Genomic DNA, 15910 nt, shown 5'->3' on the forward strand with positions numbered 1-15910 from the left:
CTTCCCTGGGGGAGACGCGGAGTCCAGGCTACGAGCCGCCTCCTGGCCCCACGGCGGGAAGACGACCACTTCCCCCGGTCGGACCCCGCGCACCGTGTATGGCCCGGTCGGACCCCCTCCGAACTGGGGTGACGTCGCTCAGTTCCGTGTGCTGAGGGAGGGCGGCGGTGCCACCTGGGGGCCGCCGGGGCTGCGCAGACGTTCGAAGACGAGGTCGAAGGTGAACCCGGCGGTGAACCCCACCGGCACCACGAAGAACAGCAGGCGCCGGGCATCGAGCTCCACCAGCAGCTCCGGGACGGTCAGCAGCTGGGCGGCCACGTACAGCAGGACCGACACCGCGCCCGCGCCCAGTCCACGCGCGCAGGCCCGCAGGGCCGAGGGGGTCCGACCGAACGAGTCCCTGATCAGCGCCCCCGACACCGCCGCGCACATCGGCCCGGCCAACAACAGGGTGAGACTGAGCGCGTCGGCCGGCCCCGGACCTCCGGCCAGCACGATCGACGCCAGCGCGGCGAGCAACAGCAGGATCGCGCCGACCAGCCCGGCCGATTCGCGCCAGCGACCCCACCGCCGGGCCCGCTCCTCACGGCGCCGTCGTTCGGCCCGCCGCTCCATCTGACGGCGCAGCACCTCCGTCATGCGCCGGGCCGATCCCGGCGACCAGGACTCGCCCAGGGCGCGCACGTCCTCGCGGTCCACGTGCTCACCGGAACCGTCCAGGTACACCCACACCTGCCGGGCCGCGCCACCGAACACGGCCAGCGGGACCAGGGGGACGCCCTGGGCCAGCGCCACCACCCCGGTGACCCGGGTGGACCGTCCGCCCCCGGCCAGGACGATGCCGTCCACCTCGAACAGGGTCCGGTAGTACGGCACCTCCCACTCGGCGCCGGTGTCGCGGATCGTGGTGACACGAACCCTCGACCCCTCGGGCAGGTCGGGCGCGTAGTCCTGGTGCCGGGGAGGGTGGGCGATGATCTGGGCTTCGGGCGCGGAGGCCGCCGCGTACCCGCGCGCGACCAGGGTCTCGACGTAGTGCTCGTCGTCGGCGAAGACCACGAGGTCGTACCCGGCCAGGGCCAGCTCGCGGCCGAGTTCGTGGCAGGCGCCGCGCACCTGGTCGGTGGCGCTCAGGGGCGGTTCGTACTCGCGGGAGGAGTCGACGCTGCCGACCACGGCGATCCGCGGTCGCTTCGACGGGACGGGTGCCTGCTTCACGGGGACTCCATCACGGTGCGGGGAGGTCGGTCGGGGTGTCCTCCGTGGAGGGCCGACCCTGGGGGAGGAGGGCGCGCAGGGCCGCCGCCGCGGCGGCGGCACCGGCGGTCTCGGACACGGCGCGGGCGAGCCAGGCGAGGGCGTGGGAGTCCGGGTGCTGGGCGCGCAGGTGGGACACGAGGCGGGCGTGGCGCTCGGGGGCGGGTACGGTGACCGGCCAGTACAGGGGGTTGAGTGCCCGGTCCCGGCGGAGTTCTCCGAGCCTGCGCAGGAACGCCGCCCAGCACTCGGGGTCGTCCAGCGCGGGGACCGTGAGCAGGACCCGGGCGGCCCTCTCACCGACGGTCCCGCGCGCGTCGGGACCCCCAGGTTCGCACTCGGTGACTTCCTCGGGCGGGGCGGCCCCGTCCGAGCCCGGAGCCGAACCCGAACCCGGGACCGGGCCGTCCGGGTCACGGCCGTCCCTCCGGGCCGCCGCGTCCCAGGCGGGGACCGCCTCACGGGCGAGGGCCTCGGGCAGGGGCGGCAGGGCGACGGCCGCGGAGCGGGCGACTAGGGCCCCGATCCGGTAGCACAGGGCCTGGTACGCGGTCGGGTCGGTGAGCATCAGCTCCAGGACCCCGGCGTCCGCGTGACCCGGCACGCCCACCCAGTCCAGCCGCTGGCGTTCCCGCACCACGCGGGGGAGTGGCCCGCTGAGCGGTTGCCACACCAGGGGAAGGATGTGGTGGGGCGGGGCGCCGTCGTCGCGGAACCGGCGGACCCGCTCCTCGACGATCCACCACTCCCGGGCGCACCAGGCGCTGTTGAGGTGGGTCTCGCTGAGCAGGACCACCAGCGTGCGGGTGGTGGCGCAGTGCCGGAGCAGCTCGGAGCGCCACCCGCCGCCCGGCTCCAGGGTGGGCCCGGTGGCGCCGAAGGCGTGGTCGTCGGTGTGCAGACGGACCATGCCCTCCAGGTCGGCGTGGAAGCGCAGCACGTGCTCGCGGTCGGCCCTGCGCCCGCCGTAGCTCGTGAAGAAGGCGCTGGTCCCGCCCGCGCCGACCCCCTCCGTGCCGGTCGCCTCCACGCCCGTCGTCTCCACCATGGCCCTCCCCCCAGTCGGCCCAGCCCCGTCACCGATGTCGCTCAGATCTCCGGCACCTCCAGGTCGATGTGACCGCGTTCGCTGACGGAGTCGCCCATGTGCCGGGCGGTGCTGTTCAGGTAGTTGGCGTAGGCCAGCTCGTAATGCGGGTGCTGGGTGCCGCACACCTGGTGGAGCTCCTCCTGGGTGCGCACGTCCAGCGCCACGGCCTCGGTGATCTCCCCCTTGGCCACCAGGGCGTTGGCCAGGTTCACCGCCGCGCCCAGGGAGAGGGGGTGCCCCGCGCCCACCTGGGGGTCGGTGCACAGTCCCTCGTGCGCCCGCCTGGCCTGGACCTCCGCCTCCTGGACGTGCCCGGTCCGGCAGGCGTAGGCGGCGAGGTTGGCCCTGGCCACCAGGGTGAAGGGGTGGTCCTGCCCGAACACCCCCGTGTAGCCGTCGACACACGTGCGGGCCTGGCGGTGGGCCAGGTCGTGGCGGTGGGCGGCGGCCAGGCACGCCGCCAGTTCCAGGGCCATGGCCAGGCTGCGGGGGTGCTCGTCGCCGTACTCGCGGCGGTGCTGTTCGTGGGTTCGGCGAATCCGCTCCAGCGCCTGTTCGGGGTCGCCCACGAGCCGCTCGTTCACCGCCAGTTCCTTGCAGGCGTGCAGCGTGTGAGAGGACAGCTCCCCGATGGTGCGGCGCAGCATCTGCGCCGCCTGGTGGATCTGCCGGTGCGCCATCACGTACTCGCCCGTGCGACGGCGGTAGGTCGCGGTCGCCGAGGAGAGGATCCAGGTGTAGGGGTGGCGGTGGCCGAGGATCTCCCGGGTGACCCGGTGTGCCCGCTCACCGACAGTCAGGGCCTCCGCGTAGTCTCCGGCCGCCGAGAGCGACAGCGCCAGGTTGTGCTCGGCCAGGAGGGTGTGCTGGTGGTGGGGGCCGCGACCGGCCAGGTAGGCGGCGTAGGTCTCCTTGTCGTGTTCGAGCGCCGACCCGAACCGTCCCAGGGCCCGCAGGTCCGCGCCCATGCCCCGACGCGTCAGCAGCGTGAACGGGTGCCGTTCGCCCAGGACCTCCCGCTGGAGTTCGAGGGTGCGGGCGTTCAGGCGTCCCGCCTCACGGTGCTCGCCGCGCGAGCGGTGCACGTTGGCCAGCTGGGTGGCCAGGTGCAGGCGGAGCCGGTCGCGTTCGCCGAAGGCGTCGGTCCAGGTACGCAGCAGCGGGGTGCCCAGGTCCAGCGCCGCCTCGAACTCGCCCTTGCGGTGGTGGTAGCGCACCTGGTTGACGAGCCAGCGGCGGACCTCGTCGTCCCCGCTCAGGTTGGCCTCGGAGGGTGCGATCTGCCAGCGCAGGTTCTGGTAGCGGCGGTCGTGGCGGGGGTCGTCCGCCTCCTCGTCGTGCGGGGCGTAGGAGGCCAGCACCTGGCGCACGGACTCGCGGACCCCGGCGCGCTCCTCGGCGGGGATGCGGTCCCGGACCACCTCCTGCACCGCCGGGTGCACCGAGAACATCTTCAGCTGCCGGTCGAAGTCCATCAACAGGACCCGGGTGAGCTGGAAGTGGACGTGGTTGAAGTTGACCCGTCCGGTCCGGTACTGGGGGTCGGCCCCGCTGTACTCGCTGACCGCGCGCGGCGACCGGAGCAGGTCCTCGGGGACCCCGTCGGCGGACAGGTGCGCCGCCAGCCGGATCAGGCACAGACTCGCCGGGTGGTACTGCTCCAGTTCGTCCAAAGCGAGGGAACTGCTCAGCCGCTCCTCGAACGAACCGGCTCCCCGGACCACCGAGGGTTCGCGTTCGTCGAGCAGCCGCGTGTACTCCACGACAGCCTCGGCGGCCCCGTCCAGGCGCTGCCCCGAGCTCAGCCACTCCAGCGCGCGGTGCAGCTGGGCGGGCAGGTGGCCGAGTCGGCGCGAGAGGGCCAGCGCGGTCCCGGCCTCGATCTCCGGGAGGCGGTCCCGGAAGAGCTCCACCACCTCGCCCTCGGTGAAGGGCCCCACCTGGAGGCAGCGCCGGTGGCCGTAGGCCTCCCACTCCCGGTGGTAGGAGGTGATGATGACGTGTCCGTGGTCGTGCGGGATCAACGCGTCCAGCCCGCCGGGCGGCCCCGCGTTGTCGTAGACCAGCAGCCAGCGGTTGAGCGGACGCCCCGACCGGAGGGCGGCCAACACGGGGTCGGCCTCGGGGGAGCGGTGGTCCGGGAACCGTTCGGCCAGGGTCGCCGCCAGTTCCTCAAGGGACGACTCGACCTTCTCCGGGCGGTCCGAGGCGATCCACCAGATGAGGTCGTAGTCGCTGCGGAAGCGCCGGACGAACTCGCGGACGATCTCCGACTTCCCGCTGCCCTGCATCCCCACCAGCACCACCGGTGGTTTGTCCTCCATGCCCTGCCCGAGGAGGTCGCGCAGCCGCTCCAGGAACCCCTCCCGGCCGCTGAAGTTCTGGTTGCCGTGGGGGGCGTTGCTGATCAGCTCCGGGTTGGGTGCCCCGGGGTAGCTGGGGCCCTGACCGGGGCCACGGGAGCGGTGACTCGGGAACCTCGGGTCGAAGCGGGCGAGCAGGGCGCCACGGGCGTCCTCCTCCTCCCGGATGCGCAGGTTGATCCACTCGGCGTCCGGGAAGCCGTCCGGTGGGGCGCCCTCGTCGATGGTCACCCCCAGCACGCGGTGGGCTCCGTTGCCGCCCTGCTGCGGGGCGGTCTCCAGCAGACGGTGCAGGAGCCCGAAGGCGGGCGACCCGTGCAGGTGGGCCGAGACCAGCACCATGATGATCCCGTGTCCGCTGGTCTCCGGCAGGGGCGCGCCCGGGGCCGTCCTGGGCCGCACCACCCGGATGCCGACCCATTCCAGCTGGGGCTGGACCCAGTCCGCCCACGAACGGTCCCGGGAGTCGGCCAGCAGGGTCACCGAGGCGACGGCCCCGTGCCGGATCTGCTCGAAGACCAGCCTGACCTGCTCGCTCTGCTCTTGGGTGAGGTGACGTCCCCGGGGGACCGTGTCGCCGGTGAGGATGGAGGTCAGCCGTTCGTAGGCGTGGAACAGGGAGCTGGGTATCCACGTGCGTTCGAGGAAGGCCGCGAGGGTGAGGCGCTCGGCGATCCGCGCCTTGTAGGGGATCTCGGCGCGACCCCAGTACTGCCAGGGATCGTCCTGGGAGGCCTCGACCCAGGACGCGAACGTCTCGTACGCGCGGTCCCGGAGTTCGTCCAGGTTGGGGAGTTCCAGGTCCACGCGGGTCAGGACCGGCCGGACCGGAACGTGCGGTGCCTCGGCGCGCAGCTCGGCGGCGATGCGGGCCGACTTCTGGATGGCGGTGGTGTTGAGTGTCAGGCAGAGGGCGACCTGGTCGGCCAGGACGGCGGCGATGCGCCGCCCCAGGAGCCCGTTGCCGGGGGCTGTGTCGACCAGGACGTGGTCGTATCCGCTGTCCGCCAGCGCCGCGCGGAGTTCGCGCAGGAAGCGCGTGGACAGGTCGCCGCGGGCGAACCCCGAACCGTGGATGGTGTCCAGCTGGGTGAGCCGGGCGGCGTGGTGGGTGCCCGGACCCAGGTAGCCGATCTCGCCCTCAGGTACGCCGGGGATGACCGGCCAGCGGCTCAGGTGTTCGACCTGGTCGCTGAGGTCGGCTCCGCGGGCGCACACCTCGGCGGGGTCGGCCCCCGGGTCGTGGCAGCCCTCGATGACACCGGTGATCATGTCGACCAGGCCGTGGGGACGTCCGCCGCGGAGTCCGAACAGCGGGGAGAAGTACTCGCGCAGCTCGGGGGAGCGCAGGTTGAAGTCGACGAGCAGAACACTCCGACCGGTGCTGGCGATGTTCCAGGCCACATTGGCCAGGGATGTGGTGCAACTGCTGCCCGACAGGGGCGAATGGAACACGAGGATCTGTCCGGCGGAGTTCGTGTCCCCGATTACTTTGCTGGTCAACGCGGCTCCGGGGGGAGGAAGTTTCCTTTTCTCGCACCTTCCCGTCGGCCCGTGTGTCCCGTGCGCACGGGCTTTCGGCTTGGGAGAGAGGATGTTCCCACTTTTCATGGGAAGGAACCCCGGGAAACCTGGGTTGGGTGGTGAGGGAAAACGGCCGCAGTGAATTCAGGGGCCGTTGTTACCATTGGTTCTGAGGTCGGCTTGGAGAAGGACCGGTGAGACGGCGAATCCGTGCCGGGCGTAGGCGGGGACCGCCCGGTCGCTGGAGTGGACGCTCACCCGTTCCAGTCCGAGTTCGCGGGCCAGCCCCAGCACCGCCTGGATCAGCTGGCCGCCGAGACCGAGGTCCCGTGATTCGGGGCGTACGTGGACGCACTGCACGTCTCCCGAGGCGCAGCCCCCGGGGCGGTCTGCGCCGCGCCGGGGGCTCGTGGATTCCAGGAGGTGCTCGGGTCTTCTGAGGGTCCCCGGGAACCCCCGCAGGAACCGACCTCCTCAGCCCCGGTACTCCGAGGCCCGCTCCTCCGCCGCCGCCACCATCCGGTCCTGCCTTTCACGGACGGCGGGCCGCTCCGGAGCCGCCACCCGGCCCAGTTCGCGGTGCCGACCGTGCCGACTGGCGAGGGTGACCGCCGCCGATCGGAGCATGCCCAGTTCCTCGCCCTGTTCTGCCAGGGACTCACGGACCCGACGTCGATGGGCGTGCCGTGCCACGAAGTACACGGCGAGCGCGCTCAGGAACACCACCAGCGTCTTGAACAGTACGCCGAGGAGGCCCTCCAACAGCGGAGCGTCGAAGAGCCAGTGGACGCCGATCGCCAACAGGAACAGGAGCAGGGCGCCGGTGGCCCGGCCGGGACTGGGCCGCCAGGCCGAGGCGGCCAGGAGGCCGACCGCGGTACCCGCGATCGCCGACATCGCCCAGTGCGAGCCCAGACCGGTGAGACCGACCCGCAGGAACAGCGTCTGGAGTACCGAGGCGACCCCGTCCGTGGCCCCCTGCATCATGATCGAGTTGAGCGCGTAGGTGAAGTCCTCGGCGAGCTGGAAGCCCAACCCCACCAGGGCGCCCATGACGAAACCGTCCACGGGGCCACGCACCACGCGCGCGGCCATCACGGCGATCAGCACCACCCCGGCGGTCTTGAGCAGCTCCTCGTTGAGCGGTGCGGTCAGGGCCGCGCCCCACGCGGAACCGAACTCGACGCCGCCCAGTCGCGACCACGCGGACATCAGTTGGGTGTTGGAGAACAGGGACAGACCGATCGCCCCGGTCAGGCCCCAGAGCACCGCGAGGAGCGAGAACGTGAAGCTCGGAGGTCGGACCGGGCGAATCCGGCGCAGAACCCAGAAGCCGAACACACCGGCCACCGCCAGCACCACGGCGGCGGCCAACGTTTCGGTGGGGAAGACCCACATCGCCCCGAAGAAGTTGGTCAGGGTGAAGACGAAGCCGCCCAGGCAGAGGAGGGCGAGGCCCAACGTGGCGAACAGCGCCGGAAGGCGCTGGGCTCGGTGCGGTTCGGCGTGCGGGGCGGTCAGGTGTTCGGTGCCCTCGTGGCCCTGGCCGGACTGCCGGGGGGTGGGGACCTGCCCACTCGCGGTGGACGGGACGTCGGGTTCGGGTCGTGCGTGGCTCATGAGGTCCCTTCCGTGTCCCGGTCGAACCGGATCGACTGGACCGTTCGTTCGGCGTCGGCGAGATCGGCCATGCTGGCGTCGGCGCCGACAGCCTGGGTCTCCACGGCGAAACCGCCGTTCGGAGAGGGGAACACTGTCGCGACTCCGGTGTGCTCCTGGATGTGCAGGTCCCCGGTGAGGCCCTGCGCGCCGCCGTCGGAGGTGATCGGCTGCGGTTCTCCCAGGGTGGCCGAGGAGTCACTGACCCTGACCGTCTCGCGCATGCCGTCCCAGAGCTCCGAGGCGTCGGCGCGCTCGGACGGCTCCACCACGCTCATGTGGAGGTTGACCGGTCCCTTGACGAAGCGGAGCTGCTGGCCCAGGGTGCTGGACCCGGTGTCGAGTTCCCAGCCCTCGTCGAAGGTCACCGACGCCCCGTAGCCCTCGCTCGACCCGAGAGTCACGGCCTGCCCCGGTTCCACCGCCTCGGAGGAGGGCAGCGCCGCGTTCACCAGGGCCCACCCTCCCGTCAGGAACACGACCACCGCGGCCGTGGCCCCCAACGGGACCCAGTTGCTCCGTGGACCTCGTGACCTGGCGTGGCGTAGCTCCGTGCTCTCGTTCACCATCGCGCCCCCGTCTCCGCGCTCGTTCCGGTGTTCGCGTCCTGGAGACAGCGAAACACCCACAAAGGTGCCGAACAGAGAAAAGAGGGACACTTGGCGCAATTTTGCGGTGATTTCACCGACTCTGGGAGTGGTGACGAGACCGCGGGATCCGGTCCCGTCATGGGACCCCGGGTCGACGTGGCCGAAGGTGGCCCCGATGTCCCGTGGCCACCCCCTTGGCGAAACAAGTCCCCCCGTGATGGGATGCCACCTTCAGCGTGACGACCGAACGGAAGAGCACGGGCGACCGATGCCGAAGCAGAGCACAGAGCAACTCACCACGGACCGTTCCTCCCTGGTCCACCGCATCCGCTACGCCTTGCGGAACCCGGGCCGGATAGCGCCCCACGTCCTGCGGTCCGCGCGTGACCTGCGTCTGCGCCTCACACACCGGGACCACGTCTCCTACTACCGCGCGGTGATGGCCTCCGACGCGGCCCGGGACCCGAAGGCGGCGGTCGGCAGTCGCAACGAGGAGCGCTGGCTCGCCCTGGGACAGATGCAGTTCGACTACCTGGTCGAGCACGGCCTCAAGCCCGGCCACCGGATGCTCGACATCGGTTGCGGCAACCTGAGGGCCGGGTGGCGCTTCATCGACTACCTGGACACCGGCGGCTACTACGGCATCGACATCTCCCCGGACATCCTGATCGCGGGCAAGAAGGTCCTGGCCGAGCGCGGACTCCAGCCCAAGCTGCCGCACCTGACCCTCACTCAGGACCTGACCTTCGACTTCCTCCCCGACGACTCCTTCGACGTCGTCCACGCCCACAGCGTGTTCTCGCACTCGCCCGTCGAGGTCATCGACGAGTGCCTGGGCCACGTGGGCCGCGTGCTCGCCCCCGGCGGGTTCTTCGACTTCACCTTCGACCGCACCGAGGGCACCGAGCACCACGTGCTGCACGAGGACTTCTACTACCGCACGCAGACCCTGGTCGAGCTCGCGGAGAAGCACGGGCTGCGGGCCCGCTTCATGGAGGACTGGGAGGAGCGCCCGCACGGACAGTCGAAGATCCGGGTCACCGCGGCGGAGTGACCCACGGGGTCGACTTCTCGCCTCCTGGGCAGGGTGAGTACGAACTCCCTCTGCCTCAACGCCTTCGACACCCCTCCGGAGCGACAGGGGGACGTCAGCCGTGTGGTGCGGTCCCGGACCGCCGATTCTCCTCCCCTCCTTTTCGAGAAGGCGGGCGAGCCCGTCGGCGGCCCCGCCCCGGATCTGCGTGGCAGCCTGATGCGCCTGATTCTCAAGGGAACCCGTGTGAAACGGGTCCCCTTCTGTCTGGATTCCCTAACCGGGAGCGTTATGGATAAATTGTCATTCGCATTCCGAATTCCCGCCCAAGCGGAAACCGGCGTTCCGTGCGAAATCACCCTGGACGAACTCAGTGTGCGGCATCAGGCAAATCCCCGGGGCTAGCTCAGGCGGCGGATGTCGCCTCTGACGCGGTAGAAGCCCCCGCTGCCCGAGGTCAGCACCTCGTTCACGACGTAGCGGGCCCCCGCGCGACGGATGTCCTTGGGGAACTGCACCCGCAGGGACGGGTCGTAGCCGTGGGAGACCACACGGACCCGCAGGCGGCCGCCCTCGTCCACACACTCGACGATGATCCCGTCGGTGTCGGTGAGCTCGCTGCTCCGCACGGTCTCCAGCTCGGTGGCGGGGGTGACCGCGTCCCAGGAAGGGGCCTTGACGCTGACCGGCTCCGGGACCGTGCCCCGCTCCGCGGCCAGGATCGCCTCCTCGGAGGCGTCGACGCAGGCCAGAGATCCGTCGGTGGTGACGATGTACAGCCGGTCCTGGTGGAACTGCATCGAGTAGGCCGAGCCGCAGCCGGTGGCCAGCTTCCACAGGCGGCGCCCGTCCCTGGAGAAGCAGTAGACGGAGGAGTGGTTGTCACCCGCGAACACGTAACGCCCGTCCGGGGAGGCCGCGCAGGAGAAGACCGCCCCGTCACAGCGGTACGTGGAACGGTGTACGCCGTCCTTGCCGATGCGGTCCACGGAGTTGCGGGCCGTGGCGGCGAAGACCTCGTCGCCCTCCTGCCAGCCGAACAGCACCGCGCCGCTGGTCGGCACCGACCAGCGTTCGTTCCCGGTGCCCGCGTCGTACATGGTGACGCCCCGGGAGTGCCCGTGGTAGACGCCCGACTCGTCGTGGCGGACCATCCACGCGGCGTTGCCCGCGCTGCGCCGGGACCACTGGAACTCGTCCTCGTGGTCGATCACGGTGATCTGACCGGCGACGTCGGAGACACCGAGCACGCCGTCGTGGATGTCCAGCCAGAAGATGTCCACGTCCTCGGCGATCTCGTACGCCACGTGCGGGATCTTCGCGCCCAGGTCGTAGACCTTGCCGTCGTCGCATCCCGCGTAGATCCAGAAGTCGTCGGCCACGATGCACTTGACGCCGTCCGGGAGTCCGTAACGGGCGGTGACGGTGCCCTGGTGGGACAGGGTGTACACGTCCCCGCGCTCGTTGCCGACCCAGCAGCGCTCGTCGTCGACGAAGATGCCGAAGGCGGGGCTGCCCGAACGGAACCGCCACAGGACCGGTGCCAGGTTGGCGGTCGACCGCTGGCTGACGATCGTCCGCCTGGTCACCGCGCGCCGCTTGCGGACCCCGGCCACGGCGGGCTCGTACCCCTTGCGCCTCTTCTCGGCGACCTTCCTCGCCGCCGTCGCCTCGGCCCTGGCGACGGCGGTGTGGCTCGCGGTGCGCGCCTGTCCGGGTTCCCCGATCCGTCCGTAGCGGATGGTGACGTCGGTGCCGTCCACGGTCACCTCGTAGAACTTGTGCGCGCCGCCGCCCTCTTCCGAGAGCTCCAGGTAGGTGCGGGTACTGGTCATGGGACGCCCTTCGACGATCGGGTTCCGGGCACACGCGGGGGAGACGGGTGCCAGGCAGGGGTGGGGAGGGGTACCTGCCTCCGGGAGGAGGCCGTGTCGACTGGTTCGAAACTATCGGCGGGTGCCGACATTTCCGGTGCCTCCTGGACCCTGACCGTCGGCGAGACGGGCATCGCTCCGCCGTCTCACCCCACGGTGTCGGCGAGTACCCGGGCCGGTCCCATCGACGATGAAGTACCGTTCGGCGTCCGCCCGCGCGCCGAACCCACCGGGGCCGGCGGTGCGCGCTCCCCAGGGGTCTGTCACCCGCGCGGACGGCCCTGCCTCATGGCGATCCCCTCGTCGCGTGGCGGTTCGGGGCGTTTCCCCGACGGGCAGTGGCATCGCAAGCCCCGGACACGCGGGACCGGTCCGTCGACACCCTCACCGACCTGGCGGAGGTCCTGGCCCCGTGACCAGGCTTCGCACGCTGACGGAGTCCGATTCTTCGAGAATCCAGCTTGTGTAAAACCGAACTTCGGCCAGCGCTGGGTGCTAGCTTCCCAACATGGACACGCCTCGACACCTCACGGTCCTCCGCGAGAGCGGCACTCTCCTGGCCGACGCCGCCGAGGGCAGGCCGCACGCGCACGTGCCCACCTGCCCCGAGTGGAACGTCTCCGACCTGGTCTGGCACGTCGGCGAGACCCACCACTTCTGGAGGTCCGTCGCCTCCGGGGAGATCCGGGACCCCGACGACGGGTACGTACAGCCGGAGCGTCCCGAGGACGAGGAGCTCCTGGACTGGTACCGGGAGGGGTTGGCCGAGACCCTCACCGCCCTCACCGCGCTGGACCCCGAGGAACCGCGCTGGACCTGGTCCCCGCAGAAGAACGGCGCCTTCATCCACAGACGCATGGCCCAGGAGACCGCCGTGCACGCGTGGGACATGCTCAACGCGATCGGAGGCCCCGCGCGGCTTCCCGCCGACGTGGCCTCGGACGGCGTGGACGAGTTCCTCACCTTCTTCCTCGGCCTGGCCGAGATGCTGGACCTGCCCCGGGAACCGGTCGGCCCGATCGGCGCGGTGCTGCTGACCGCCACCGACGTCGACCGCTCCTGGTCGGTGGACCACACCGGCCAGCACTGGCGGGTCATCCAGGGCGTGACCCGGGCCAACACCACGGTGGAGGGCGCCGCCTCCGACCTGCTGCTCACCCTGTGGCGACGCGCCGATCCCGATTCGCTGCGGATCACCGGCGACGAGCAGGGCTTCGCCCGGTTCCTCAAGGTCGCCGAGACCGAGTGACCCGAGGCGACGTCCGCGGGCCGCGTGCCACGTGCTCCGGGGACGGAGCGGCGCACGAAGAAACTGCGTGTCCCGACGGGGCGGGGGGTGTTAGTTTCACAGCCATGTTGGACAGGCCCGTTGACTTCGACGAACACCAGATCAAGGACGCCCTGGCGGACTGGGGCATCCACGCGCAGGTGCTGACGCACGTCCCCCTGGGGTTCGGCGACCACCACTGGAGCGCCACCGACACCTCCGGTCGGCGCTGGTTCCTCACGCTGGCCGACCTCGCACACAAGCCCTTCCTCGGCGGCGACCCCGACACCGCCCTGCGCAACCTGCGCCGGGCAATGGACACCGCCGCGGACCTGCACGACGTGCACGGGCTCGGTTTCGTCGTGGCCCCGCTCCGCTCCACCGAGGGTGTCACCGCACTGAGGATCGGCGACCGCTACGCGCTCAGCGTCTTCCCGCACATGGAGGGCACCCCCGGCGACTTCGGGCAGCGGCTCACGCCCGAACAGCGGGCCCGGGTCCTGGACACGCTCGCCCGTCTGCACGGGCGCACCCCGCCCTCCGACGTCCGGGCCACCCCGCCGACCCTGGACGGAGCCGACCGGCTGGCCGGGCTCACCACCGCCCCCGAGGGCATCGGTGACCACGGCCCCTTCGCGGGGCCCACCGCCGAACTGCTCTCCACCCACGGCGCCGTCCTGCGGGAGCGTCTGGACGAGTTCGGCCACCGAGCCGCCGAGGTCGACGACGCGCGGGCGGTCACCACCCACGGCGAACCGCACCCGGGCAACCTGCTGTGGCGAGGGTCCGGTCCGTTGCTCGTCGACTGGGACACCGTGGGCCTGGCCGTCCCCGAGCGCGACCTGTGGCTGGTCACCGACGACCCCGACGAACTCGCCCGCTACGCCCGGGCCACCGGGCACCGGCCCGACTCCGCGCTCCTGACCCTGTACCGGCTGCGCTGGGACCTCCAGGACGTCGTGGAGTTCGTCGACTGGTTCGCCGCCCCGCACCTGCGCGGCCCCGACACCGAGCAGGCCTGGCGGGACCTCGGCGCGATCCTGCGCCGTCTGGAGCTCTGAGCCGGGGGCGGGCCCGGGCTCAGCCGTTGACCAGCGGCACGAACACCCGCAGTGCCCCCGGGCGCTTGCGGAAGACCACCTCGGGCGATCCCTCCACGACCTCGCCGTCCACGGCCAGCAGCCGGGGCTCGTCCGGAATGGACAGGGTCAGCGACTCGGTCAGCCGCTCGGTGTAGCCCGCCCCGGACACCGTCCGGGCGAACAGCACGTCCGCCAGGGCACGCAGTCGGGGGAAGGGCGAGCGCGCGCGCAGCACCCGCACGTCCAACCGTCCGTCGTCCAGGCTCTCCCGCAGACCCGGAACCCGGGCGTGCGTCCGGTACCGGCAGTTGCCCACGAACGCCCACCACACCTTCACGGGGCGTCCGTCCACCAGCGCCGGGGTGGGCTGGACCTCCCGCAGGTCGCGCCAGAGAGCGAGCGCGAAGGCGGGCCACTTGCCGATCCGGTCCGCCCAGCGGTCGCGCTCCTCCACCATGCGCGGGTACGACCCGAACGACGACGTGTTGAGGAAGACACGCCCGTCGACCTCGCCCACGTCCACCCGGGCCAGCCGAGCGCCCTGATAGGCGCGCAGGGCGATCTCCACCGAGGTCAGTCCCAGGGTGCGGGCGAAGTTGTTGAGGGTACCGTCCGGCAGCACCAGCAGCGGCCGGTCGTGGGTGAGCGCCGCCGTGGCCCCGGCGTTGACGGTCCCGTCGCCGCCCGCCACCGCGAGCACCTCGCAGTCGCGGGCCGCCCCGTCCATCACCGCGGCGACGTCGTCGTCGGCGGAGAGCGGAACGATCCGTGCCCGGGGCAGTTGGCGGGCCACCCTGGTGGTGGTGTCGGCGGTGGTCAGCGTGGGCACCCCGGTGTCGCCGCCGCGAGGGTTGACCACGACGGTCACCCCCGAGCCCTCCGGGTCCACGTCCGCCTCTCCGGCGGGGGCGGTGCTCGCGCCGAAGACGAGTTCGGGGCGGGGCGGGAGGAGGGTGCGGGCGAGCAGAGCCGAGGCGGCGCCGACCGCGACCCCGCCGAGCACGTCACCCGGGTAGTGGACCCCGCTGTGCACGCGGGAGAAGCCCACGGCGCCCGCCATGGCGGACACCAGCACCGACAGCGGCAGCGGGGCGTCGGACAGGACACCGCCCGCGTAGCCCACCGCGGCGGCGGTGTGACCTGAGGGGAAGGAGGAGCTGGCATAGGTGCGGTAGGGGACACGGGCGGTCGGTACCGCGGAGCTGTCCGGGCGGGAGCGCCGTGCCAGGTACTTGACCGCGGTGGCGCCCGCGTTGGCGAGCCCGGCGGCGACGATCGCCCGCAGCGCGGTGCGGCGCAGGCGTGGGCCGCCGGTGACCGCGAGTGTGGCGGAGACCAGGACCCATGGCGCCATGTTGTCGGTGCTCTGCACGAACTTCGGCGTGTAGCCGTCCAGGAAGGGGGTGCCCACTCGGGTCACACGATCGTAGACGCGCTGGTCGATGCGTTGGAGTCGAGGGAGCAGTCTCATGGGGCCAGCCTGGTGGCTACCGGATGAGTTGTCCATAAGGCGCGCTTCGCCCCGAGAAGCGGCCGGAAGGGAGATGGTGCTCGGGGGCGACGACTGGGGAAGGGCCGTCGCCCCCGAGCGCCACGGCTCAGCGGTTCGCACCACCGGAACTCCGTGGACCTGTTCTGAGGTTAGCCTGTCCTGTTCGGCTTGGGGTGGGATCCCCGTCACTGTGCGGGGTCGTCCCTGGGTGGCCGGTTCCGGCCCGGTGAAAGACGTTTCGGAGGGGGTGAGGGAGAGTAGGTCTTCGGGCGTTCCCCCCTGAGGAAAGGCGCCCATGTCCACCACTGAGACCCCCGACCCGATCCACGTCGTGGTCCTGCACTCCGAGCAGCCGCTCACCGTCGACCTCTCCGAACTCCACCCCGACTGCCGGGTCACCGTGCTCACGGACGGAGCCCCGGGTGCGGCCAGTGAGGGGATCGAACCCCCGGATGTTGTGTCCATGCCCCGTTCCGAATGGGCCGACCAGCTCGCCCGCTGGGCGCGTGGCGGCGAGGTGGACGTCGTCACCAGGGACGAGACCTGCCAGGACGTGTGCGCCGACCTGCGTTCCGGGCTCGGGCTGGACCCTCGTCCCGCGGCGTCCGCCGACCACTGAACCCGCTCCTGCCACGGGGCTTCGGGCCCCTTCGAGTGGCCCCTCCCGCCGCTGCCA

12 protein-coding genes are annotated in these 15910 nt (G+C 71.6%); 4 read left to right on the top strand and 8 right to left on the bottom strand.

The genetic code is table 11. The annotated features are described in order from the left end of the window. Nucleotides 1–138: 138 nt before the first annotated feature. The 6 genes from BDW27_RS08550 to BDW27_RS08575 form a co-directional block, all read right to left on the bottom strand. Nucleotides 139–1221, bottom strand: a complete 1083-nt coding sequence (locus tag BDW27_RS08550) for a hypothetical protein (RefSeq protein ID WP_017544636.1) — start codon at nt 1219–1221, stop codon at nt 139–141. 10 nt (nt 1222–1231) lie between these two features. Then, nucleotides 1232–2308, bottom strand: a complete 1077-nt coding sequence (locus BDW27_RS27210) for a TIR domain-containing protein (protein WP_110048909.1) — start codon at nt 2306–2308, stop codon at nt 1232–1234. Nucleotides 2309–2349: 41 nt separating this feature from the next. Beyond that, nucleotides 2350–6216, bottom strand: a complete 3867-nt coding sequence (fxsT, locus tag BDW27_RS08560; RefSeq protein WP_110048910.1) for an FxSxx-COOH system tetratricopeptide repeat protein — start codon at nt 6214–6216, stop codon at nt 2350–2352. A gap of 165 nt (nt 6217–6381) precedes the next feature. Further along, nucleotides 6382–6597, bottom strand: coding sequence for a GNAT family N-acetyltransferase (locus BDW27_RS08565; RefSeq protein WP_233515692.1), 216 nt, complete (start codon nt 6595–6597; stop codon nt 6382–6384). 114 nt (nt 6598–6711) lie between these two features. Further along, on the bottom strand, nt 6712–7857 hold the full coding sequence (locus tag BDW27_RS08570; RefSeq protein ID WP_110048911.1) for a PrsW family intramembrane metalloprotease: 1146 nt from the start codon (nt 7855–7857) through the stop codon (nt 6712–6714). Further along, nucleotides 7854–8465: a hypothetical protein gene (locus BDW27_RS08575; RefSeq protein WP_370446463.1), complete on the bottom strand. Its 612-nt coding sequence runs from the start codon at nt 8463–8465 to the stop codon at nt 7854–7856. Before BDW27_RS08575 ends, BDW27_RS08570 begins: the two co-directional genes overlap by 4 nt. 289 nt (nt 8466–8754) lie before the next feature. Between BDW27_RS08575 and BDW27_RS08580 the strand changes: the two genes are divergently transcribed. Beyond that, complete coding sequence (locus BDW27_RS08580; RefSeq protein WP_110048912.1) at nt 8755–9540, top strand: class I SAM-dependent methyltransferase; 786 nt, start codon at nt 8755–8757, stop codon at nt 9538–9540. A gap of 380 nt (nt 9541–9920) precedes the next feature. Here the strand turns inward: BDW27_RS08580 and BDW27_RS08585 are convergent, their stop codons facing one another. Continuing rightward, complete coding sequence (locus tag BDW27_RS08585; RefSeq protein ID WP_110048913.1) at nt 9921–11354, bottom strand: WGR domain-containing protein; 1434 nt, start codon at nt 11352–11354, stop codon at nt 9921–9923. 547 nt (nt 11355–11901) lie between these two features. Between BDW27_RS08585 and BDW27_RS08590 the strand changes: the two genes are divergently transcribed. Together BDW27_RS08590 and BDW27_RS08595 are read left to right on the top strand one after the other, a co-directional pair. Then, nucleotides 11902–12642, top strand: coding sequence for a maleylpyruvate isomerase family mycothiol-dependent enzyme (locus BDW27_RS08590; protein WP_017544644.1), 741 nt, complete (start codon nt 11902–11904; stop codon nt 12640–12642). Between the two features lie 104 nt (nt 12643–12746). Next, entirely contained in the window at nt 12747–13721 is a 975-nt protein-coding gene (locus tag BDW27_RS08595; protein ID WP_110048914.1) for a phosphotransferase, read from the top strand. A 19-nt stretch (nt 13722–13740) separates the two neighbouring features. On the opposite strand, the gene BDW27_RS08600 is transcribed toward BDW27_RS08595, so the two are convergent. Next, on the bottom strand, nt 13741–15213 hold the full coding sequence (locus tag BDW27_RS08600) for a bifunctional phosphatase PAP2/diacylglycerol kinase family protein (protein WP_110048915.1): 1473 nt from the start codon (nt 15211–15213) through the stop codon (nt 13741–13743). A 316-nt stretch (nt 15214–15529) separates the two neighbouring features. Here BDW27_RS08600 and BDW27_RS08605 point away from each other — a divergent pair, with 316 nt between their 5' ends. Further along, nucleotides 15530–15853, top strand: a complete 324-nt coding sequence (locus tag BDW27_RS08605) for a hypothetical protein (protein WP_017544647.1) — start codon at nt 15530–15532, stop codon at nt 15851–15853. Nucleotides 15854–15910: the final 57 nt, after the last annotated feature.

It is taken from the genome of Nocardiopsis sp. L17-MgMaSL7 (genome assembly GCF_003182025.1).
In the GTDB taxonomy this organism is placed as follows: Bacteria; Actinomycetota; Actinomycetes; order Streptosporangiales; family Streptosporangiaceae; genus Nocardiopsis; species Nocardiopsis prasina.